Genomic DNA, 21,545 nt, shown 5'->3' with positions numbered 1-21,545 from the left:
TCTTTGACACCATGGTGATGTCACGGTGAATCTGCGCGGACTGCTGTACAGCATCTACGAGCGACGACTCCTCAGTCATCTCGACGGTCTCGCGCACCCACGGCACGTAGCCGTGATGTGTGACGGAAATCGGCGATGGGCTCGCGAGAACGGCTTCACCGATGTCAGTCACGGGCACCGCATGGGCGCGCTCAAAATTGCCGAATTGCTCGAGTGGTGCGACGCCGCCGGAATCGAGATGGCAACCATCTACCTGCTCTCGACCGAGAACCTGCGCCGCGAGCCGGAAGAGCTCGACACCCTCCTCGAAATCATCACCGACGTCGTCGAAGAGATCTCCGGGCCCGGCAAGAACTGGAGTGTGCAGATCGTCGGGGCTCTCGATCTTCTGCCTCCCGAGCAGTCCAGGCGCTTGCGGGAAGCGGCGGCGGGGACGAGCGGCCGAACCGGGACACATGTCAACGTCGCGATCGGATACGGCGGGCGTCAGGAGATCGCCGACGCCGTCCAATCGCTCCTGCGCGACAAGATCGGTGCGGGCCTGAGCGGAGACGAACTGATCCAGGCCGTCACGGTCGACGGCATCGACGGGCATCTGTACACGTCGGGACAGCCCGATCCGGATCTGGTGATCCGCACCTCCGGCGAGCAGCGGCTCTCCGGATTCCTGTTGTGGCAGAGCGCCTATTCGGAGATCTGGTTCACCGAGGCGTACTGGCCCGAGTTCCGTCGAGTCGACTTTCTTCGAGCCTTGCGCGATTACGCGGCGCGCCACCGCCGGTTCGGTGCCTGAGCCGTCTCAGAGCTTGCGCAGCCGCAGCCGGTTGATCGTGTGATCGGCGTCCTTGCGCAGCACCAGGGTTGCGCGGGGGCGGGTGGGGAGAATGTTCTCCACCAGGTTCGGGTGGTTGATCGAGTTCCAGATCTCCTTCGCCGCGATGGTCGCGTCACGGTCGGAGAGGCCGGAGTAGTGGTGAAAGTGGGCGTTCGGATCGGCGAACGACGTGTTGCGTAGCGCGAGGAACCGCTGGATGTACCAGGCTTCGATGTCCTCGATGCGGGCGTCGACGTAGATCGAGAAGTCGAACAGATCGGAGACCATCAGACGCGGGCCGGTCTGCAGGACGTTGAGGCCCTCGATGATGAGGATGTCGGGCTGGCGGATCAGGTGGTACTGGCCCGGGATGATGTCGTACGACGTATGCGAATAGACCGGCGCCGCTACCTCTTCCGCCCCGGACTTGACTTCGGTGACGAAGCGCAACAGCTTGCGGCGATCGTAGCTTTCGGGAAAACCCTTGCGGTGCATGATGCCCCGACGCTGGAGTTCCCTGGTCGGATAGAGGAATCCGTCCGTGGTGACGAGGTCGACGCGCGGATGGTGATCCCAGCGGGCCAGGAGAGCTTGCAGCACACGAGCAGTCGTGGATTTTCCGACCGCGACCGAACCGGCGACGCCGATGACGAAGGGCACCTGACGGTCGGGATGCTTCTCGCCGAGGAAGGTCGCGGTGGCCGCGAACAGTCGTTGGCGTGCCGCTACCTGTAGGTGGATCAGACGTGCGAGGGGGAGATAAACCTCGGCAACTTCTTCGAGATCGATCTGCTCGCCGAGACCACGCAAGCCGTACAACTCGTCCTCGGTCAACACCAGTGGCGTCGACTTACGCAGTGTCCGCCACTGCTTGCGGTCGAACTCGACGTAGGGACTCGATTCGTTGGTGCGCGCCATCAGCCCAGCTCACCGGCACGTAGTGAACCCGGGGCCCGGCGGACGAAACAGCTATGCGAGCAAGCCAGGCGCGTGTGCGCACGATCCGAGTGCATAGTCGGATTGTGCTCGGTGCCACGTCCGGGACTTTCGCCGGGTGGCATTCCGGAGCGAGCGACTAGGCTCGGTGGTTATGGATCCAGACACACTTGTTCGCCAATACCTGCTGCTCGGACTGGGTTTCGACCGTCTCGAAGACGGGTTCGTCGACGCGTTCACCGGTGACCCGGTGCTGCGTAAGCAGATCGAGAGCGCCCCGAAGCCCCATCCGCGTGAACTTGCCCGCACGGCACGTGAATTGCGGGGCGAGTTGGCCGGAAGTGGTCTGAATGCCGAACGCTCCCACTTCGTCGACGTACACCTTCGCGCCCTGGAATGCTCCGGGCGCAAGTTCGCGGGTGAGGACATCGGCTTCGTGGACGAGGTCGAGGCGTACTTCGACGTACGAATCGAAAAGGGAAACGAGGACGCCTACAGCGACGCTCACCGGTTGATGGGTGAAGTTCTGCCCGGTCCGGGACCGCTGGCGCAGCGGGTGCAGGCGCATCGCAAGGCCGACGAGATCCCCGCGGCGAAACTGAACGAATGCGTCGAGGCAATGTCGAGTGCGCTGCGCGATCTGGTCCGCGGCACGTTCGGGCTTCCCGCGTCGGAAACCGTCGAATACGAAGTGGTGGGGGACAAGCCGTGGTCCGGCTTCAACTACTACCTCGGTGACTACCGCTCCAAGGTTGCGATCAATTCGGATCTGCCGCAGTTCATGGCCAACCTGCCGCGGCTGATCGCGCACGAGTCCTACCCCGGCCATCACACCGAGCATTGCCGTAAGGAAGCCGGTCTGGTCGGTTCGGGCCAGCTCGAGCAGACACTGTTCCTGGTCAACACGCCGCAGTGCATCATGGCCGAAGGCCTCGCGGATTTGGCGCTGGAAGCGATTGTCGGCCCGGACTGGGGTTTGTGGGCGCAGGACATCTACGCCGACCTCGGCTTGTCTTTCGACGGGGAAAAGGCGCAACGGCTCTCCGCCGCGTCGGGGCAACTGCTGAGTGTCCGGCAGGATGCGGCGCTGATGTTGCACGACGAGGGGCGCAGCCTCGACGACGTGGCGCTGTTCCTCGAACGGTGGTCGCTGTCGACGCCGGAACGCGCTCGCCAATCGCTCAAGTTCCTGTCTTCGCCGCTGTGGCGGGCGTACACCAGCACGTATGTCGAGGGATACCGGCTGCTCGGGGGCTGGCTGGACGAGGTGCCGGTGGGCGCGGAGCGCACCGAACGCTTCCGCAGGCTGCTCGACGAGCCGCTGGTCCCCAGCTCTCTGCGTGCTGCCTAGTGCCGGGTGGAGACGGCGGGAGCGAACTTCGTAGACTGGACGCATTCGTTTCCGCATCCAGCTTGGAGATTCCTCGATGACCGCTGTGCCCGGCTCCGACGTCAACTCTGCATCACTCGCCGAACTCGACCCCGAAGTCGCCGAGGCGATGGCTGGTGAATTGGCTCGTCAGCGCGACACGCTCGAGATGATCGCGTCGGAGAACTTCGTTCCCCGCTCGGTTCTGCAGGCTCAGGGCAGCGTCCTGACCAACAAGTACGCCGAGGGCTACCCGGGACGTCGTTACTACGGCGGTTGCGAGCACGTCGACGTCATCGAGGATCTGGCGCGCAACCGTGCGAAGGAACTCTTCGGTGCAGAGTTCGCGAACGTTCAGCCGCACTCGGGCGCACAGGCCAACGCTGCTGTTCTGATGGCACTGATGAACCCGGGTGAGAAGCTGCTCGGCCTCGACCTTGCACACGGCGGTCACCTCACGCACGGCATGAAGCTCAACTTCTCCGGCAAGTTGTACGACGTCGCGTCCTACGGCGTCAGCAAGGAAGATCACCGCATCGACATGGACGAGGTGCGCTCGATCGCCCTCGCCGAGAAGCCGAAGGTCATCGTTGCCGGCTGGTCCGCGTACCCGCGTCAGCAGGACTTCGCGGCGTTCCGTGCGATCGCCGACGAGGTCGGGGCGTACCTGTGGGTGGACATGGCTCACTTCGCCGGACTGGTTGCGGCAGGCTTGCACCCGTCGCCCGTCCCGTACGCAGACGTCGTCTCCTCGACCGTCCACAAGACCCTCGGTGGTCCGCGTTCGGGCCTGATCCTGGCGAAGAAAGAGTGGGCCAAGAAGCTCAACTCTGCTGTCTTCCCCGGTCAGCAGGGTGGACCGCTCATGCACGCCATCGCGGCCAAGGCAGTCACCTTCAAGATCGCTGCCGGTGAAGAGTTCAAGGATCGTCAGGCACGCACCCTTTCCGGTGCGCGCATCCTTGCCGAGCGTCTGGGCAACAAGGACGTCGCAGACCAGGGCATCAGCGTCTTGACCGGCGGCACAGACGTCCACCTCGTGCTCGTGGACCTGCGTAACTCGCAGCTCGACGGCCAGCAGGGTGAGGACCTTCTGCACGAAATCGGCATCACGGTCAACCGCAACGCTGTTCCGTTCGATCCCCGCCCGCCGATGACCACCTCCGGTCTGCGTATCGGTACCGCAGCGTTGGCCACTCGCGGATTCGGCGATGCCGAGTTCACCGAGGTCGCCGACATCATCGGTACCGCTCTGGCCGGCAACGCGGATCTGCCGGCGCTGCGTGCGCGCGTCGCCAAGCTCGCTCTCGACCTTCCGCTGTACGACGGTCTCGAGAACTGGGGCCTGCTCAGCAAGAACGTCTAGGAATTCCTTCACCGACGGCCCGGTCCCTTTTTAGGGGCCGGGCCGCTGGTTTTTTGCCAGTCGCGGATTGTGGCATCGGTCACATGACCGATGGTGGCCGAGTTCGGTGCTTCCTAGCCTGAGAGCATCACCCCTCCGGCGAAGGAAACCCCATGACCGAACAGAATCTGCATTGGCTCTCCGCTACCGAGATGGCGGCGTCGGTCGCGTCGAACAGTCTCTCGCCCAACGAGATTGCCGAAGCGATGATCCAGCGCGTCGACGCCGTCAATCCGTCGATCAACGCGATAGTGCAGTTCGATCGCGAGCAGGTGACGCGCGATGCGGCCGAACTCTCACGGCAACAGGAAGCGGGCGAGAAGCTCGGCCCGCTGCACGGCGTTCCGTTCACGATCAAAGATCTGACGGCAGTCGACGGGCTGCCGACCACGTTCGGGATGAAGCCGATGGCCGACAACATCGCGACGGGAAATGCCGTCGTCGTGGACAGGCTGCGAGGCGCCGGCGGACTGTTCCTGGGAAAGACGAACACTCCCGAAAGTGGTTACTACGGTGGCACGGACAACCACCTGTACGGGCCGACGCACAACCCGTGGAAGCTCGGCAACAGCGCGGGCGGGTCCAGTGGCGGTGCGTCGGCTGCCGTGGCTGCAGGCCTCGGGCCACTCGCCGAGGGCAGTGACGGCGCGGGATCGGTGCGTATCCCGTCGGCGCTCTGCGGGGTCGTCGGGTTGAAGCCGACCACCGGCGTCATCCCGCAGACCATCCTGGCCGGGCGCTTCTACAACTGGGCGTATCACGGTCCGATCACCCGGACTGTTGCCGACAACGCGCTGATGCTCGACATCATGGCCGGGCCGGACAATGCGGACCCGCTCTCGATCGAGCGTGCCGAGACCTCGTACGTCGAAGCCTCGAAGGGTGACGTGAAGGGCCTTCGCGTGGCGTGGTCGACGAATCTCGGTCTCGGCCATGTTGATCCGGAGGTGCTGGCGGTGTGTCTCGACGCGTTGTCGGCATTCGAGGAATTGGGTGCCCGGATCACCGAGGCGACCCCGCAGTGGGGAAATCCGTCGGCGTCGATGTGGAACGGCATCTGGGTTCCCGGTTTCGCTTCCGAATACGACTTGCTCGACTGGGAGAACCAGCGCGGCGAGGTCGACGACAACCTGATCGAGATCATGCACGAGGCCGAGCGGCTCACCGGTGTCGACGTCGGGCGGGCCGACGCCTTCCGCGGCGTCATGTGGGACACGTGGACGACGTTCATGAACGACTACGACGTGTTGGTCTCGCCGACCCTGGCTTCGGCCACGTTCCCGCTCAGTCAGTTCGCGCCGTCGTGGCTCGAAGGTGCGTCGCTGCGTGAGCAGTTGCTCGATTGGCTCTTCACCTACCCGTACAACATGCTCAACAATCCGGCGATCACCGTGCCCGCTGGATTCACAGCCGACGGTCGACCGGTGGGGCTGCAGATCGCCGCACGTCACCGCCAGGACGCACTGGTCCTGCGGGCTGCCGCGAACTTCGAAGCGGCACGTCCGTGGGCGGGCAAGAAGCCGGCCGATTCACTGGTCGTGGCCTAGCTCACACGATTGGCTAGATTGGTGTGATGACGTCTGTACTGCCTGATCGCGGCGCTGGACCTGACATGTTCGCGCCGCGATCGCCGGCGGCCGGGGCGTACGGCATTCTCGGCCTGTGCGCCGAAGAACTCCGCGCACGTGGACTCGCGTACTCGGCTGCGGCGGTCACGTACCGAGACCCGTCGAGCGGAAGACATCGGGCTCTGGCGAGTTCCGGATACGACGCCAGGGTGCTCGAGTTCCTGCTCGAGGACTTCGTCGCCGATCGCAATCTCTTCGGCATCATTCGCGAGGCTTCGGGCGTGCCCGTGTTCTGGCAGGACGTGCCACGATTCGAGCAGGTCGAGATGGTCACCGATGTTCTGCGGCCGTCCGGGTACGCCGAGGGTGCGTCGGTCGCATTGGGGTTCTCCGGCCGTGAGGTGACCGGATTGCTGCACATGAGCTTCGCGGATTCCGGCGTCGTCGATCGCGTACGGGAGGTGGTGGCGGCGTCCAGCGCAGCCTGCTCGCGCGTCGTGGGGGACCAGGTGGCGCTCGATCGTGTCCATCTGAGCCCACGGGAGATCCAAGTACTGCAATTGGTGGCCAGGGGCGCGGGCAATGTCGAGATCGCCGAGGAGTTGTTCGTCAGCCGTCGCACCGTCGCCACCCACCTCGAGAACATCTTCGTCAAGACCGGAACCAATTCGCGGGTTCAGGCAGCGGTGCGCGCCGCGAAGTGGGGTCTGATCGAGTCCTGAGTGACGCTGAATCACACGAGTGGCATTTTGTTACCTGGCGTTCACCAGATGTGCGGCTCGTTCCGTGGCGCGAGTGTCCGATCCGCAGTACCGTCGGCAGTAACGAGTAACCAGAAGTTACTTGTGCGGGAGGTTCTGATCGTGACTGAAACACTCAGTACGAGAGGGCCGGCGCCCGGCCCTTGTTTCAGCTGACACAGCGTCACCTGACACCAGAGCCGTCCGGCCCAGCGAGCTGAGTTTGCGCGGGTGCCGCGCAGACCTAGGAGCCCAACGTGACTGCATCACGCTCCGTCTCTGCCCACTCGGCCCGGGCTGATCTATCAGCCGGGAATCATTCGGGAGATGCACTTCGCACGTACGTCTTGGATACCTCGGTACTACTGTCCGATCCATGGGCTGTCACTCGATTCGCCGAACACCACGTGGTACTGCCACTCGTCGTGATCAGCGAACTCGAAGGCAAGCGACACCACCACGAACTGGGATGGTTCGCCCGAGAATCGCTCCGCATGCTCGACGATCTCCGGATCGAATACAGCCGCCTCGACCGTCCGGTACCGATCGGCACCGAGAACGGGACACTGCAGGTCGAACTCAATCACACCGACCCTGCGGTCTTACCCGTCGGATTCCGCACGGACAGTAACGATTCGAGGATTCTGGCGTGCGCGCTGAACCTTGCGGCGGAGGGTAAGGACGTAGTCCTCGTCAGTAAGGACATTCCGCTTCGTGTGAAGGCAGGCGCGGTGGGACTACCTGCCGACGAGTACCACGCTCACGACGTCGTGCCATCCGGATGGACGGGCATGACTGAGCTGGACGTCGCCTCGACGGACATCGACGAGCTGTTCAACGAGGGTTACCTGGACCTCGACGAAGCGCGAGATCTGCCGTGTCACACGGGTCTTCGCCTGCTCGGTGGTTCGTCGAGCGCCCTCGGTCGGGTGACTCCCGACAAGCGTATCCAGTTGGTGCGCGGTGAGCGCGAGGCGTTCGGGTTGCACGGCCGCTCCGCCGAGCAGCGCATTGCGCTCGATCTCCTCATGGACGAGAGCATCGGTATCATCTCTCTCGGTGGTAAGGCGGGCACCGGTAAGTCGGCCTTGGCTCTGACGGCAGGTTTGGAAGCCGTTCTCGAGCGCCGCACTCAGCGCAAGGTTGTCGTCTTCCGTCCGTTGTATGCCGTTGGCGGACAAGAACTCGGCTACCTTCCCGGTAGTGAGAGCGAGAAGATGGGCCCGTGGGCTCAGGCCGTTTTCGACACTCTCGACGGGTTGGCCTCGCCAGAGGTTCTCGAGGAGGTTCTCGCCCGCGGAATGCTGGAAGTGTTGCCGCTGACGCACATTCGCGGTCGGTCGCTGCACGATTCGTTCGTGATCGTCGACGAAGCGCAGTCGCTCGAACGAAATGTTCTGCTGACAGTGCTTTCTCGTCTGGGAACCGGCTCGCGAGTGGTCCTCACGCACGATGTCGCGCAGCGTGACAACCTGCGAGTGGGCAGGCACGACGGAGTTGCGGCCGTCATCGAAAAGCTCAAGGGGCACCCGCTTTTTGCGCACATCACACTCACGCGCAGTGAGCGTTCGCCGATCGCCGAGTTGGTGACCGACATGCTCGAGGAGTTCGGCCCCACTTCCTGAGAAGTGATCTCCCCGTGCGGACTTCGGTCTGCACGGGGAGATGCCTGGGTTTGAAGTTGTTCAGTTTTGCAGCGGTCCCAGTTCGTTGTCGAGAACTTCCTGCACGACACGCATCGCCGCCAGTCCGGCCGGCGCGCCGCAATACGCGCTCGCGTGGATCACGGTTTCGACGATCTCGGTGCGCGTCAATCCGTTTCGCAATGCCCCACGTACGTGGCCTTTGAGTTCGTTCTCGGCGCGCAGCGCGATCAGCATCCCCAGATTGATCAGACTGCGACTGCGGCGATCGAGTCCGGGACGCGTCCATACCGAACCCCAGACGTTGGCCGTCACGAAGTTCTGCAGTTCTTCGCTGTCCGTTCCCCGGGTGCGCTCGAAGGCGGCGTCGACGAAATCGGCCCCCATGACTTCGGTGCGCACAGCCAATCCGGCGTCGAAGGAGTCAGGCGTGGTGTTTTCGGACATGGCAGGTTCGCTCGCTTTCGGCAGGTGATTTCAGGCCGGAGCAAGCCTACTTCGTGTCCCGGTCCCGACGACTGCGCGGCCGACCGCGGTCACCACGCCCCACGCGACGTCTCGCAGACTGAAGTAGTCCCGCCAGACGCAGACCTTGCCGTCGCGCAGTTCGAAAGTTCCGCATACCCAGAACTCGATGCGCAACGGTCCGACGGTGAGGATGTCGGTGCGTTCGGTGAGCACCGTGGACTCGTCGCCGACGATGTGGTGCATCTCCGCCTCGAATTTCAGTGAAGGCTTCGTGACCAGACGAAGCGCTCGCACGACGGTCTTCTTGCCTCGCAGGGTGGGGAGCGAGACGTTCTGCCAGACGATGTCGTCTGTCATCAATTCGGCTGCGGCGTCCACGTCGAAATCGGTGAGGGCCGCGAACATTGCGTTCACCGTGGCTGTCGAACTACTCATGGGGTGTCCTTGGCTGATTATTCGGCCGGTGTTGCCCGGATGAAGGTACCGAGATGATCGTGATCGAAGTACTCCAAGGTTAGCGAGTTTCCGTCGAAGGTGGCCTTCGAGACCGTCCCGGCCGGTGCGTTCTCGCCGCTGAGCGGGAACGTGAAGGTGTTTCCGTCCCAGTGGGTCAGAGGGTACGTCGCGGCCGCGGGACCCATGGTCAAGGTCAGCGCACCGTTCTGCTGCGTCACGAGCGCGGGACCCCAGTACGGATTGCCGTAGTCGCCGGTCAATTGGTCTGTCGGTGGCGCGGGAGCGGGGGAGGCCGGCGGCGTCTTCCCGGCAAGTTCGCCCTCAGGGTCGGCTTGTGAGGCAAAGGACGCTTCGTACAGCGGGCGCCACTCGCGGGTGATCTTCCCGAACTGCACCAGATCGGCGAATTCGGCGGTCAAGGTCTCTGCGACGCCGGTGGGCGTGCCGTTGGTCAGAACGACTATGCCGACGTCAGCGGAGGGAATCGTGACGAAATTGGTCCCGGCACCGAGCAGGAAGGCGCCGGAGTGGCTGGCGGTCACACGGCCTGCCGCGCTGTCGGAAACGTTGAACCCGTAGCCGTAGAAGCCGGAACGTTCCCCGATTTCCTGCGCATGGCGCGAGACGATTTCCGGGTTGACTGCTGGCACGAGCGCCTCCGTCTGAACGACCTGCTGCCCCTGATACCGGCCGCCCGACAGCACCATGTCCAACCACTTGGCCATGTCGTTCACCGAGGAGCTGACTCCACCGGCGGGGGATTGGGCGTCGGCGTCCCGAACCGGCCCTACCTTGTACTTTCCGTCTTCGAGGATGTGGCCGACTGTTCGATTTTCTCGGGCTTGGTAATCGGCGAACCGCGAAGACGTCGAAGTCATACCGAGCGGACCGTAGATCGTGTTCTGCGACAGCGTTTCCCAATCGGTGCCCGCCGCGGCTGCAACGGCCTCCGCACCGGCAGTGACGCCGAAGTTCGTGTACTCGTATGTGATTCGGAATGGATTGAGCGGTAGTTGGCGAAGTTTTTCGAGCACCTGGGCCCGGTTGTAGCCCAGGTCCTCCAGCCCGTCGCCGGCGTGGTCCGGTAACCCCGACCGATGCGTGTAGAGATCGGAGATCGTGAGGTGGTCGGTCACCCACGGATCGGCAAGCGCAAACCCCGGCAGTTTCGAGATCACCGGAGTGTCCCAGTCGACGGTCCCGATTCCGACTTCGTGGGCGACCACCGTGGCCCCGACCGATTTCGACACCGATGCCAGTTGGAACACGGTGTCGGCATCGACGGTGGCGCTCTTACCCAACTCGCGAACCCCGAATCCCTTCGCGTACACAGTCTTACCTCCGTGCACCACGGCCACCGCCATACCGGGAACACCGGAACTTGCCATGAGGTCGTTCGCGAGGCCGTCGAGCTTCCCGACCGCGTCGTCGATTTGCCCGTCCGGGATCGGCACCCCGGCGTCGAGACCCGGGCTGGCGTCGCTGACGACCGGCCCGGGCGCCGAGGTGGTGTCTGAATCGGACGAGCATCCGGCGAGCAGGGCGACCGTCAGTACTACCGGAACCGCCGCTGCCGACAGTCGCGAGCTGTTTCTACTGGTGATGGACACGAGATTCTCCCTAGCAGGGTTGTCGTCGGTACCACTCGGTCAACCCAGTATCGGGGAACGGCGGGCTGATATTGGGACAAATCGGGAAACCTTGTAGCTACTTCGGGGTCTTGGTTGTCAGACTGCCGAGAATGGAGCCTTCCGTGACCGGCTTCCAAGGGAGCAACAACGCGACCATCAGAGCGGTGATCAATGCTGCTCCGACCGTGAAGTACGACGCGATGGCGAAACCTTCCAGGCATGCGGTCTTCATCGTGTAGATCAGACTGTCCTTCTGCTGCTCGAAGAGCGGACTGATGTCGCGGGAGCGGATCTCGATGACGCTGAGCACGGACTCACGAGCGAAGCCTTTCTCCTGCGCCGACATCACGGCGTCGGGAATGGCGTCGACGATCGGAGCCACCTTGGACGTGTAGTACGAGGCGACGATCGAACCGATGACGGCGACACCCAGGGTCCCGCCGAGCTCACGCGTCGTGTCGTTGACTGCCGAACCTGCGCCCGCTTCGTCGAGGGGCACCGAGGACATGATGGAGTCGGTCGCCGGTCCCTGGACAATTGCGAGGCCCAGACCCATGAGGACCATCGAGATCACGACGGGTCCGAGGTAGGGCGTCTCGACGGTCGTCCGACCCGCCAGGAACATCCCGCCGCTGAGTACCAGGAGGCCGAACACCATCACTGCAGTCGTGCCGAGTTTCTGTGCCGCCAAGGTGGCGACTGGGGCGCCCACGGCGACAGCTGCAGCGAAAGGCAAAGAGTGGATGCCGAATTCGAGCGGCGAGTACTCCCGAACGCCCTGGAAGTACTGCGTGATCAGGAACAAGAATCCGAACATGCTGAAGTAGCTGACAGCAATAGCCAAGGCGGGGAAAGAAAACCGCCGGATTCGGAAGAGATTCATGTTCAGGATCGGCGCGTCGGTGCGCAGTTCCCATGCGACGAATGCGGCCAAAAACACTGTCGCAGAGAGGTATCCCGTGATGCTGAATGTCGACACCCATCCGCGATGTGGTGCGTCGATGATGGTCCACACCAGAATGACGATGCCCAGTAGCGACAAGATTGTTCCGACGAAATCGAATCGGCCGACGTGGAGCGCCTTCGATTCCGGAACAACCAGCAGCACACCCACGATGACCAACAATGCTGCCGGAACGTTCATCCAGAACACCGAGTGCCAGGAGAAGTGCTCGAGAAGCCAGCCGCCCGCAGTCGGGCCGATGGCAATCGCGAAGCCGGCCATTGCGGTCCAGGCCGCGATGGCGATGGCTCGTTCTCTGGCGTCGGTGAAGATGTTGGTGATCATGGCCAACGTAGCCGGAAAGACAGCTGCGGCAAAGACACCCATGGCGGCTCGCGCCATGATCACCTGTTCGAGGTTGGAAGCCAAGGCGCCGACGAGCGACATCGCACCGACGCCGATCAAGCCGATGATCATCACTCGGCGGCGTCCGAAGCGGTCACCCAGGTGGCCGAAAGTGAGTAGGAACCCGGCGAAGGTCAACGTGTACGCGTCGACGATCCACTGCAGGTCGCTGACGCTGGCGAACAAGTCGACGCTCATCGTCGGCAGTGCGACGTTGACCACTGTGTTGTCCAGCACGACAAGGAGTTCGGCGAGGCAGATGAAGATCAGCGCAGTGAATCGACGGGACTTGGTCATCATGGGCGCCGAGGGCGCCGGTGCAAGTGTGTGAGACATGTTTGTACGCCATCTCTGCTCCTGCGCGGACGGCAGCAGCGGTTGGAAGAAAGAGGGTTGGTCAGCTCGGGGCCGAGACCAGAGCCTTGAGGTGAGCGCCGATGCGATCGAGAGGCGCCGTGGTGTGCTGAGCTTTTGCCATCAGCGTCGCGCCTTCGATTGACGCGATCACGACGGTTGCCCACTGTGCTGCAGTCTCGGACGGCTGTCCCTGCTGCCAGAAGAACGATGTGAGAAGCGATTCCCACGAGGTGAAGGATTCGCCCGCAGCAGTTAATGCCGCCGGCGTCGACGCGCCCTCCACTGCCGCGGCTGCGACCGGACAGGAGGAGGTGAAATCGCTCTCTACCAAGCTGTTTCGAAATATCGTGACAACCGCGTCGATGATCTCCGGTGGGGAAGACTGAGCGATCATCGAACTGATCGCGGCACTGACGCCCCGGCCGAAGTAGGCAACTGCTTCGCCGGCCAGCTGTCCTTTGCCCTCGGGAAAGTAGTGGTACACCGACCCGCGGGGAGCTCCCGAGCGTTCGACGATCTCGGTGAGCGAGGTCGTCGCGATCCCGTGTTCACGGAAGGCATTGATGGCGCCGACCAGCATCAGAGTGCGGGAATCGGAGTCGGCCATCCCGCCATCGTATGCAATCGCAGTGCTGTTCGAATCATCTGGTGCCGCTGATTCTCTTGGTACTCCCCACTTGCGACGCGCTGCGGCGATCGGACAACGCGTCTGCGGGCCGGTCATGGCAACAAGGCGTCTCGAGGTGTGTTCATCACTGCCTCCCAGTATGTCGATCGGTATAGGAACGAATCTGAGACTAGATGTAACCGACAGACACAGTCAAGTGTTGTGTGCAGGTGGTGGGTATCGACGGAGATTCTTGGTGGCAAAACTCCCCGAACAGTGGTTATATCGTGCGGTATAGAGCTGTTGCTTCGAGCACCAGCTTCGGAGGAGAGGAAACGACATGCCGGTACCGACGTCAGTTGCACGAAAACGAAGAATCGAAGTCGCAGTCGGGAAGTATTTCGCCAATCCGCTGGTCACCGGATTGAATCGGATCGGTTTGATGCCGTCGTTGATGACCGAGATCGAGACGGTTGGACGCCGAACCGGTCTGACCCGCCGAGTGCCCGTTGCGATCACCTACGACGGTGACGAGGCGTGGGTCATTGCGCAGCATGGCACCGGCACGGGGTGGGGTGCCAATATCTCTGCGACGCCGAAGGTTCGGATCCGTCGCCGCGGCGAGTGGGTGGACGGACAGGCCCAGATCATGCCGGACGACGACGTGCCGGCGCGGGTGAAGACATTTGCGTCGGGGAAGATCAGATCGGCGCTGACGGCCTCTGCCTTTCGTGGATTGCAGACCGACCCGGTCAGTGTTCGCATCAAACTCGCACTCGATTCGTCAACCGATTGAATCAACGGGAGTTGAAATGGCCGGTGCGGAATGACCCGGTGCGTTCTCGTCGTTGACGAATGCAGCGGTGGCGCGATCGCCACTCCACACGACGAAGGAGCAGGATCATGCGCATCGGAATCATCGGAGCCGGTCAGATCGGTGGCACGCTCACACGTAGGCTCGCTGCGCTCGGTCACGACGTGCGCGTCTCGAACTCGCGGACACCGGACACGCTTGCAGAACTGGAAGCCGAGACGGGTGCGAAGGCAGTCCGCAGCACCGAGGCCGCCGAGGGTGCCGAGCTGGTCATCGTGAGCATTCCGCAGAAGAACGTGGTTGATCTACCGGCGGGGATTCTCAGCGGTGCGGTCGCAGGTGCCCCGGTCATCGAGACCAACAACTACTACCCGCAACAGCGTGACGGTCTGATCGCCGCCATCGAGGACGGACAGACCGAAAGCGGATGGGTGCAGGAACACCTGGGTGTACCGGTGTTCAAGGCGTTCAACGGAATCTGGTGGAAGCATCTCCTCGAGAAGGGGCTTCCCGAAGGTGCAGAGGGGCGCATTGCGCTACCCATCGCCGGCGACGACGACGCGAACAAGCAGGTCGTCTTCGATCTGATCAATCAGTTGGGCTTCGATCCCGTCGATGCGGGAACGATCGACGATTCCTGGCGTCAGCAGCCGGGAACTCCCGTGTACGGCAAGGATTTCGATCGCGAAGCGACGCTGAAAGCATTGGCCGAGGCGAGCCCCGATCGCACCGACGAGTGGCGGGCAACCACTACGGTGTAGGGAAAAGTGTGGCGGTTTCCGAAGTGGAAACCGCCACTCTTTTGTTTGTTCAGTCCTTGACCTTCGCCATCGCCAGAACGTCGAGACGCTTGTCGAGTTCTTCCTCGCTCAGCTTGTCCGGGACGAGTCCGCGCTCGATGACGACCTGACGGATCGTCTTCTTCTCTTTGAGCGCCTGCTTCGCGACGGCTGCGGCTTCCTCGTAACCGATTGCCGAGTTGAGGGGCGTCACGATCGACGGCGAAGATTCGGCGAGTGTCTTGAGGTGCTCCTCGTGCGCGACCAGTCCGCTGACGCACTTGTCGGCGAACAGTCGAGAGACGTTGGCCAGCAAGGTGAACGACTCCAGCAGGTTGCGGGCCATGACCGGGATGTAGACGTTGAGTTCGAAAGCTCCGGCGGCGCCACCCCACGCGATGGCGGCGTCGTTTCCGATCACCTGAGCCGCAACCTGAGTGGTTGCCTCGGGCAGGACCGGGTTCACCTTTCCGGGCATGATCGAGCTTCCCGGCTGCAGATCAGGGAGTGCGATCTCGCCGAGTCCGGTCAGCGGACCCGATCCCATCCACCGAATGTCGTTGGCAATCTTCGTCAGTGAGACGGCGATGGTCCGCAGCGCGCCCGATGCCTCGACCAGTCCGTCACGCGCGGCCTGCGCTTCGAAGCTGTTCTTCGCCGGAGTCAGCGCGTCGACACCGGTCGACTTGACCAGTTCGGCAACAACTTTGGGGCCGAATCCATCCGGAGCATTGAGACCGGTGCCGACTGCTGTTCCGCCGATCGGCAGCTCGCCGAGGCGGGGGAGTGTTGCGTTGACGCGCTCGATGCCGGCCTCGATCTGACGTGCGTAGCCGCCGAACTCCTGACCGAGCGTGACCGGCACAGCGTCCATCAGATGGGTGCGTCCGGATTTGACGACGGTCTTCCACTCGGTCGCCTTCGTGGCAAGCGCAGCATGCAGATGTTCCAGTGCCGGAACAAGATCGGTGACCGCTGCTTCGGTAGCTGCGACATGCGTGGCGGTGGGGAAGGTGTCGTTGGAGGACTGCGACATGTTGACGTGATCATTGGGATGTACGTCCACACCGGCGGCCTTCGCGATGGATGCGATGACCTCGTTGGCGTTCATGTTCGAACTGGTTCCCGAGCCGGTCTGGAAGACGTCGATGGGGAACTGATCGTCGTGCTTGCCTTCGGCGATCTCGTTCGCGGCGGCGATGATTGCGTCGGCCTTGTCCGCGTCGAGGAGTCCGAGGTCCTTGTTGACCTGCGCACACGCTGCTTTCAGCAGGCCCATTGCGCGGATCTGGGTGCGCTCGAGCGGGCGCCCGCTGATCGGGAAGTTCTCGACTGCACGCTGGGTCTGTGCTCGCCACAGTGCGTCGATGGGCACCCGAACTTCGCCCATGGTGTCGTGTTCGATTCGGAACTGTTGATCGTTGCTCTCCGTCATGGCTCCACATTGCCACTTTTCGAGAGCTGGTAGGGGACTACGTCCCCCGTGAGCGGTTAAGGAGTGCAGGGACTCCCTAACCACTCACGGGGCGGAGCCCATCAGAACGTCGGGGGAACCGCGCCCTCTTCGCCGTCGAAGTCGACGGAGCTGTACTCGCGCAGCTTCTCGAGACGGTGGTACGCGTCGATCATGCGAACGGTGCCGGACTTGCTACGCATCACGATGGACTGCGTGCTGGCGCCGCCGCCGTAGTAGCGGACGCCGCGCAGGAGGTCACCGTCGGTGACGCCGGTGGCGCAGAAGAAGACGTTCTCGCCCGAGACGAGATCTTCGGTGGACAGGATCCGATCGAGATCGTGACCGGCGTCGATGGCCTTCTGACGCTCTTCGTCGTCGGTGGGGGCCAGCTTGCCCTGCAACGATCCACCCATGCAGCGCATGGCTGCTGCGGCGATGATGCCCTCTGGCGTTCCGCCGATGCCCACGAGCATGTCGGTGCCGGACTCCGGACGCGCTGCGGCGATCGCGCCGGCAACGTCACCGTCGGAGATCAGACGGATACGAGCGCCGGTGTCGCGAACGTCCTGGATCAGCTGGTTGTGACGCGGGCGGTCCAGGATGCAGATCGTGATGTCGGAGACCGACGCCTTCTTGACCTTGGCCACGCGCTTGATGTTCTCGGCGATCGGTGCGCTGATGTCGATGACATCTGCGGCATCCGGCCCGACAGCGATCTTCTCCATGTAGAACACGGCCGACGGATCGAACATCGCGCCGCGCTCGGCAACAGCCAGAACAGAGATCGCGTTGGGCATGCCCTTGGACATCAAGGTGGTGCCGTCGACCGGGTCGACGGCGAAGTCACAGTCGGGGCCGTCGCCGTTTCCGACCTCTTCGCCGTTGAACAACATCGGCGCTTCGTCCTTCTCGCCTTCACCGATGACGACGATGCCGCGCATCGAGACTGAGGAGACGAGCTGACGCATGGCGTCGACGGCTGCTCCGTCGCCGCCTTCCTTGTCGCCGCGGCCTACCCAGCGGCCGGCAGCCATAGCACCGGCTTCGGTGACTCGGACCAATTCGAGTGCGAGGTTACGGTCCGGGGTCTCACGATGAGTGCTGCTGGCCGTCATGTGCGGTGCCTCCTGGCGCGGTCGCGGTCGACGGGGTGTGTCGACGCAGTGGTTTCTTCAGGCGTCATTGTCCCAGATGGGAGCGGCTACGTGCGCTGTCGGGTCGCCGCAGAGACGTTTTGTCTCGCTCGAGGGGGACCGGGAATCGTATCTACTGCGGAGTACCTGGATACTGGAGGTGTGGCATCGAAGAAACCCCGCATTCTCGAAGACAACAAAGACATGGTCTGGTCTCTCGTACCGTTGGTGCTGTTCTGCATCATCATTGCGGGCATCGCCAGCCAGTGCACGTTCAGTCCTGGCGGCCCGACACAGGGGCCTATCCCGAGCGTCGACGTGGACGCAGCTCTGAACTACGACGCGAAGGAACTCGGATTTCCCATCCGTAATCCCGGTGTTCCGGACGGGTGGACTCCGAACTCCGGCAGTCGCAAGATCATCTCCGGCGACGGCGGCGGAGATTCGAGCACTGTGGGATTCATCACGACCAGTGGTCGCTACATCCAGCTGACACAGAGCAACGCCGAGGAATTCCCGTTGGTGTCACATGTTGCCGGTGGACAGCGATTCGCGACCGGAGTCGAGACCGTCGGTGCCGATACGTGGAACGTCTTCGGCGGCGAAGGTGTCGAGTCGATCTGGGTCACGGACGTCGGGGATGTTCGCCTGTTGCTCACGGGCGCGGCGACGCCGGAAGAGTTCCGGATTCTTGCCGAGAAGGTCGGCGCAGCGCAGCCGATCACGCCATAGGATTTGCGGTCGGAGCGGACGCTACTCGTCCGCTTCGGCCAGAGCCTTTTCGACGCGGGCCCTCGCGCCGGCCAAGTGCTCTTCACAGCGCTTGGCCAACGCTTCGCCTCGCTCCCACAGTGAGAGTGACGCGTCGAGGTCCAGACCGCCCTGTTCGAGAATCTTCACGACGCTCACCAGTTCGTCCCGGGCTGCTTCGTAGCCGAGTTCGTTGATGTCGGTGTCGGTGGCGTTGCTCATTTTTCTCTTCCCATCACTGCGGCGCGAACGGCGCCGTCTGCAAGTCGAACTCGAATCTGGGTACCGGGTGGCGCGTCCTCGACCGAGCGCAGAACCTCCGGATCGCCTTCGGCGACAACACGTTGCACGACTGCGTATCCGCGGGCCAGCGTCGCGGCGGGGCCCAGCGTGGTGAGCCGGGCGCGCAGATGCTCGATCGTTCGGGACTCGGAGTCGATCAACCGAGTCACATCGCGTCGTCCGGCGGCTTGGAGCCTTTCGACCTCCTCGGCGCGACGGTCCACCGCGAGCAGCGGCGATGCCATGACCGGTCGAGTGCGCAACTGTTCGATCAGATGAGACTCACGCTTGACCCAGCTGCGCAGTGCCGCAGCGCTGCGGTCACGCAGATCCGCAACCAGGGCAGCTTCCGCAACCGCGTCGGGTACGACGCGCTTGGCCGCGTCCGTGGGTGTGGCTGCGCGCAGGTCGGCGACGTGGTCACTGAGCGGGCTGTCCGGCTCGTGTCCGATGGCACTGACGATCGGCGTCGTGCAGGCCACGATGGCGCGGCACAGCGCTTCGTCGGAGAACGGCAGGAGATCCTCGACGCTACCGCCGCCGCGAGCGAGGATGATGACGTCGACTACCGGGTTGGCGTCGAGTTCCTTCAGCGCTTCGATGATCTGGGGAACAGCAGTCGGACCCTGAACCGCGGTGTTACGCACTGCGATGGCAACTGCTGGCCAACGACGATGGGCGACTGAGACGACATCCTTCTCGGCCGCACTGGCTCGGCCCGTGATCAGGCCGATCGTGCCGGGCAGAAACGGAAGCGGCCGTTTGAGCCGCGGATCGAACAAGCCCTCGGCGGCGAGCAAGGCGCGCAGTCTCTCGATGCGGGCAAGCAGCTCACCGATACCCACGGCGCGAATCTCGGTGACACGCAACGACACCGTTCCGCGTCCGGTGTAGAACGAGAGCTTGCCGAACATCACGACTCGCGAGCCCTCGGTCAACGGCACCGGGGAGTTGTGCAACAACTGCGGTGAGCACGTGATCGACAGCGACATGTCTGCCGACGGATCACGCAGGACGAGAAAGGCCGTTCGGGTGCCGGGGCGTGCATTGATCTGGGTGATCTGACCTTCGACCCAGATACTGCCGAGCCGATCGATCCAGCCGGCGACCTTGGCGGAAACCGTGCGGACCGGCCACGGCTGCTCAGCGCTACTGGCGCCGGACGATCGCTGCGATGAAGCGGGGGGCGTTGCGGAAGTCACTTTGCCTTGGCTGTGGTGATGCGGTTAGTGAGCATGGTCTGGAACGGTGCCCGGGCGAGCGTCGCATTCTCGTAGTCCAGGACTGCGGTCAGCTCGTCGATGCTGAGCGTCCGGATGCGCGCACGGAGCTGTGCGAGTGTGAGGTTGGGGTAGTCGAGTTCGGTGACGATCTCGGGCTCTTCGGCAGGTCCGTCCGTCGTAGCTGCCGTGGATTCGGACTCGGCGACGGGTGCGGGTTCCTCGATGGGGGCAGTCGGCTCGAGCGAGTAGAGCGCGAAGCGACCGGCGTTGGTCGGGGTGTCAGCGGTGGTCGATCCGGTGGAAGGCGTCGGGTCAGCAGGCGCATCGACGTCTTCGTCGAAGACCGCCCACTCGGGCTGTTCGTCCTCGGAAGACCAGTTGATCAGTGCAAATGCCTGATCGCCCTTGATCGCCAGCGAGGTGATCGACTGCTGCACGCGCATGCTTGTCTGCAGCATCTGGCTCACGGCGGTCATCGGCAGGGCGACGGCGGTGGTGGGCAACTTCTTTGCCTCTTCCATCGCGGTGACGGCGAGTCCCGCGGCAACGCGCGCCACGAACGGTGGTCGGATCATTCCCACAGCTTGCCGCAAAGCTCCGACAATCGGTAGCCGACTTGCCTGTGACGGCTGTACTCGTTTACTTCGGAACCTTCGATCGGAGCCCGAAACCGAGGTGTTCACGTTTGCCGGAGTGTCTCACGTTCGAGGTGCCAGTAGGCTGATCACATGTCTTCGGCTGTTCCTCTCAATCTCGGTATCGCGCACTCGGCTGATTCGCCGTCCACCCGCAAGGGCAGCGCCAAGCGCGTGCTCCTCGCCGAGCCTCGCGGCTACTGCGCCGGCGTCGACCGCGCGGTCGAGACCGTCGAGAAGGCCCTCGAGAAGCACGGCGCACCCATCTACGTGCGTAAGGAGATCGTCCACAATCGCCACGTCGTCGAGACGCTCGAAGATCAGGGCGTGATCTTCGTCGACGAAACCGACGAGGTTCCCGAGGGATCGTTGCTCGTGTTCTCGGCGCACGGTGTGTCGCCGGCCGTCCACGACTCGGCTGCCGAGCGGAACCTGCGCACGATCGACGCGACGTGCCCCCTGGTCACGAAGGTGCACCAGGAAGCGAAGCGATTCGCCCGCGACGATTACGACATTCTGCTCATCGGCCACGAAGGCCACGAGGAGGTCGAGGGCACCGCAGGTGAGGCTCCCGATCACGTCACCATCGTCGACGGCCCGGATTCGGTCGACGCGGTCACGGTTCGTGACGAGTCGAAGGTCATCTGGCTTTCCCAGACCACACTGAGCGTCGACGAGACGATGCAGACCGTCGCGCGCCTGCGTGAGCGCTTCCCCAATCTGCAGGACCCGCCGTCCGACGACATCTGTTACGCCACGCAGAACCGTCAGGTCGCGGTCAAGGCGATGGCTCCCGAGTGTGATCTCGTGATCGTGGTGGGTTCGCGGAACTCGTCCAACTCGGTTCGCCTGGTCGAGGTCGCGCTCGGGGCGGGCGCTGCCGCGTCGTACCTGGTCGACTACGCCCGTGAGGTCGATCTCGCGTGGCTCGAGGGTGTCCAGACCGTCGGCATCACGTCGGGTGCATCGGTACCCGAGGTGCTCGTGCGCGGCGTGATCGAACTTCTTGCCGAGCACGGATACAACGACGTTCAACCCGTCACCACTGCCAACGAGACTCTGGTGTTCGCCCTTCCCCGTGAATTGCGAGCAGCGCGCACGTCCTGAAACAAGAAAATGCGGGGCACCTTC

At 63.4% G+C, this 21,545-nt stretch carries 21 protein-coding genes; 10 read left to right on the top strand and 11 right to left on the bottom strand.

Features of this window, described 5'->3' with window-relative positions:
• The first annotated feature begins 25 nt into the window (after window positions 1–25).
• Window positions 26–793 (top strand): isoprenyl transferase, encoded by a 768-nt coding sequence (locus KTR60_RS20285; RefSeq protein ID WP_003945211.1) that lies wholly within the window; start codon window positions 26–28, stop codon window positions 791–793.
• Between the two features lie 6 nt (window positions 794–799).
• On the opposite strand, the gene coaA is transcribed toward KTR60_RS20285, so the two are convergent.
• Window positions 800–1,732 (bottom strand): type I pantothenate kinase, encoded by a 933-nt coding sequence (gene coaA / locus KTR60_RS20280; RefSeq protein ID WP_003945270.1) that lies wholly within the window; start codon window positions 1,730–1,732, stop codon window positions 800–802.
• A gap of 172 nt (window positions 1,733–1,904) precedes the next feature.
• On the opposite strand from coaA, the gene KTR60_RS20275 reads away from it, so the two are divergent.
• From KTR60_RS20275 to KTR60_RS20255, 5 genes are all read left to right on the top strand, one after another.
• Window positions 1,905–3,101 (top strand): DUF885 domain-containing protein, encoded by a 1,197-nt coding sequence (locus tag KTR60_RS20275; RefSeq protein ID WP_065351210.1) that lies wholly within the window; start codon window positions 1,905–1,907, stop codon window positions 3,099–3,101.
• 76 nt (window positions 3,102–3,177) lie between these two features.
• Window positions 3,178–4,485 (top strand): serine hydroxymethyltransferase, encoded by a 1,308-nt coding sequence (gene glyA / locus KTR60_RS20270; RefSeq protein WP_003945195.1) that lies wholly within the window; start codon window positions 3,178–3,180, stop codon window positions 4,483–4,485.
• 152 nt (window positions 4,486–4,637) lie between these two features.
• Complete coding sequence (locus tag KTR60_RS20265; RefSeq protein WP_065351209.1) at window positions 4,638–6,071, top strand: amidase; 1,434 nt, start codon at window positions 4,638–4,640, stop codon at window positions 6,069–6,071.
• Window positions 6,072–6,097: 26 nt separating this feature from the next.
• Window positions 6,098–6,814, top strand: coding sequence for a helix-turn-helix transcriptional regulator (locus KTR60_RS20260; RefSeq protein WP_030536254.1), 717 nt, complete (start codon window positions 6,098–6,100; stop codon window positions 6,812–6,814).
• Between the two features lie 275 nt (window positions 6,815–7,089).
• Entirely contained in the window at window positions 7,090–8,457 is a 1,368-nt protein-coding gene (locus tag KTR60_RS20255) for a PhoH family protein (RefSeq protein WP_058037245.1), read from the top strand.
• Between the two features lie 60 nt (window positions 8,458–8,517).
• On the opposite strand, the gene KTR60_RS20250 is transcribed toward KTR60_RS20255, so the two are convergent.
• The 5 genes from KTR60_RS20250 to KTR60_RS20230 all read right to left on the bottom strand — a co-directional run bounded on the left by KTR60_RS20250 (window position 8,518) and on the right by KTR60_RS20230 (window position 13,342).
• Window positions 8,518–8,922, bottom strand: coding sequence for a carboxymuconolactone decarboxylase family protein (locus tag KTR60_RS20250; protein ID WP_003945227.1), 405 nt, complete (start codon window positions 8,920–8,922; stop codon window positions 8,518–8,520).
• A 30-nt stretch (window positions 8,923–8,952) separates the two neighbouring features.
• Complete coding sequence (locus KTR60_RS20245) at window positions 8,953–9,378, bottom strand: limonene-1,2-epoxide hydrolase family protein (RefSeq protein ID WP_007726363.1); 426 nt, start codon at window positions 9,376–9,378, stop codon at window positions 8,953–8,955.
• A gap of 17 nt (window positions 9,379–9,395) precedes the next feature.
• Window positions 9,396–11,009, bottom strand: a complete 1,614-nt coding sequence (locus tag KTR60_RS20240) for a serine hydrolase (RefSeq protein WP_064689298.1) — start codon at window positions 11,007–11,009, stop codon at window positions 9,396–9,398.
• A 97-nt stretch (window positions 11,010–11,106) separates the two neighbouring features.
• Window positions 11,107–12,678 (bottom strand): MFS transporter, encoded by a 1,572-nt coding sequence (locus tag KTR60_RS20235; RefSeq protein ID WP_065351208.1) that lies wholly within the window; start codon window positions 12,676–12,678, stop codon window positions 11,107–11,109.
• Window positions 12,679–12,775: 97 nt separating this feature from the next.
• A complete protein-coding gene (locus tag KTR60_RS20230; protein WP_003945239.1) occupies window positions 12,776–13,342 on the bottom strand; it encodes a TetR/AcrR family transcriptional regulator in 567 nt (188 codons plus the stop codon).
• A gap of 340 nt (window positions 13,343–13,682) precedes the next feature.
• On the opposite strand from KTR60_RS20230, the gene KTR60_RS20225 reads away from it, so the two are divergent.
• Window positions 13,683–14,138 carry a nitroreductase family deazaflavin-dependent oxidoreductase gene (locus KTR60_RS20225; protein WP_042920867.1) on the top strand — a complete coding sequence of 152 codons (456 nt, stop codon included), beginning with the start codon at window positions 13,683–13,685 and terminating at the stop codon, window positions 14,136–14,138.
• Between the two features lie 107 nt (window positions 14,139–14,245).
• Entirely contained in the window at window positions 14,246–14,917 is a 672-nt protein-coding gene (locus tag KTR60_RS20220; RefSeq protein WP_003945272.1) for an NADPH-dependent F420 reductase, read from the top strand.
• Window positions 14,918–14,966: 49 nt separating this feature from the next.
• Here KTR60_RS20220 and KTR60_RS20215 read toward each other — a convergent pair whose 3' ends face one another.
• Window positions 14,967–16,370, bottom strand: coding sequence for a class II fumarate hydratase (locus KTR60_RS20215; protein WP_003945220.1), 1,404 nt, complete (start codon window positions 16,368–16,370; stop codon window positions 14,967–14,969).
• A 101-nt stretch (window positions 16,371–16,471) separates the two neighbouring features.
• On the bottom strand, window positions 16,472–17,506 hold the full coding sequence (gene glpX, locus KTR60_RS20210) for a class II fructose-bisphosphatase (protein WP_003945202.1): 1,035 nt from the start codon (window positions 17,504–17,506) through the stop codon (window positions 16,472–16,474).
• Window positions 17,507–17,686: 180 nt separating this feature from the next.
• Between glpX and KTR60_RS20205 the strand changes: the two genes are divergently transcribed.
• The gene (locus tag KTR60_RS20205) at window positions 17,687–18,256 is read left to right on the top strand and encodes a DUF4245 domain-containing protein (RefSeq protein WP_003945206.1); all 570 of its coding nucleotides are present in this window, start codon (window positions 17,687–17,689) and stop codon (window positions 18,254–18,256) included.
• Between the two features lie 21 nt (window positions 18,257–18,277).
• Here the strand turns inward: KTR60_RS20205 and KTR60_RS20200 are convergent, their stop codons facing one another.
• From KTR60_RS20200 to KTR60_RS20190, 3 genes are read right to left on the bottom strand one after another with little or no spacing between them, the layout of a single operon-like run.
• The gene (locus tag KTR60_RS20200; RefSeq protein WP_003945276.1) at window positions 18,278–18,496 is read right to left on the bottom strand and encodes an exodeoxyribonuclease VII small subunit; all 219 of its coding nucleotides are present in this window, start codon (window positions 18,494–18,496) and stop codon (window positions 18,278–18,280) included.
• Complete coding sequence (gene xseA / locus KTR60_RS20195; protein ID WP_042920858.1) at window positions 18,493–19,758, bottom strand: exodeoxyribonuclease VII large subunit; 1,266 nt, start codon at window positions 19,756–19,758, stop codon at window positions 18,493–18,495. The genes KTR60_RS20200 and xseA overlap by 4 nt, the downstream gene beginning before the upstream one ends.
• Window positions 19,755–20,354, bottom strand: coding sequence for a lipid droplet-associated protein (locus KTR60_RS20190; protein ID WP_030536251.1), 600 nt, complete (start codon window positions 20,352–20,354; stop codon window positions 19,755–19,757). The genes xseA and KTR60_RS20190 overlap by 4 nt, the downstream gene beginning before the upstream one ends.
• A 153-nt stretch (window positions 20,355–20,507) precedes the next feature.
• Between KTR60_RS20190 and KTR60_RS20185 the strand changes: the two genes are divergently transcribed.
• A complete protein-coding gene (locus KTR60_RS20185) occupies window positions 20,508–21,521 on the top strand; it encodes a 4-hydroxy-3-methylbut-2-enyl diphosphate reductase (protein WP_003945273.1) in 1,014 nt (337 codons plus the stop codon).
• Window positions 21,522–21,545 lie beyond the last annotated feature (24 nt).

Source organism: Rhodococcus sp. C1, from assembly GCF_020809065.1.
Lineage (GTDB): Bacteria > Actinomycetota > Actinomycetes > Mycobacteriales > Mycobacteriaceae > Rhodococcus_F > Rhodococcus_F qingshengii.
The sequence above is the reverse complement of the archived record's forward strand: the minus strand, read 5'-3'. Positions and strand labels throughout refer to the sequence as shown.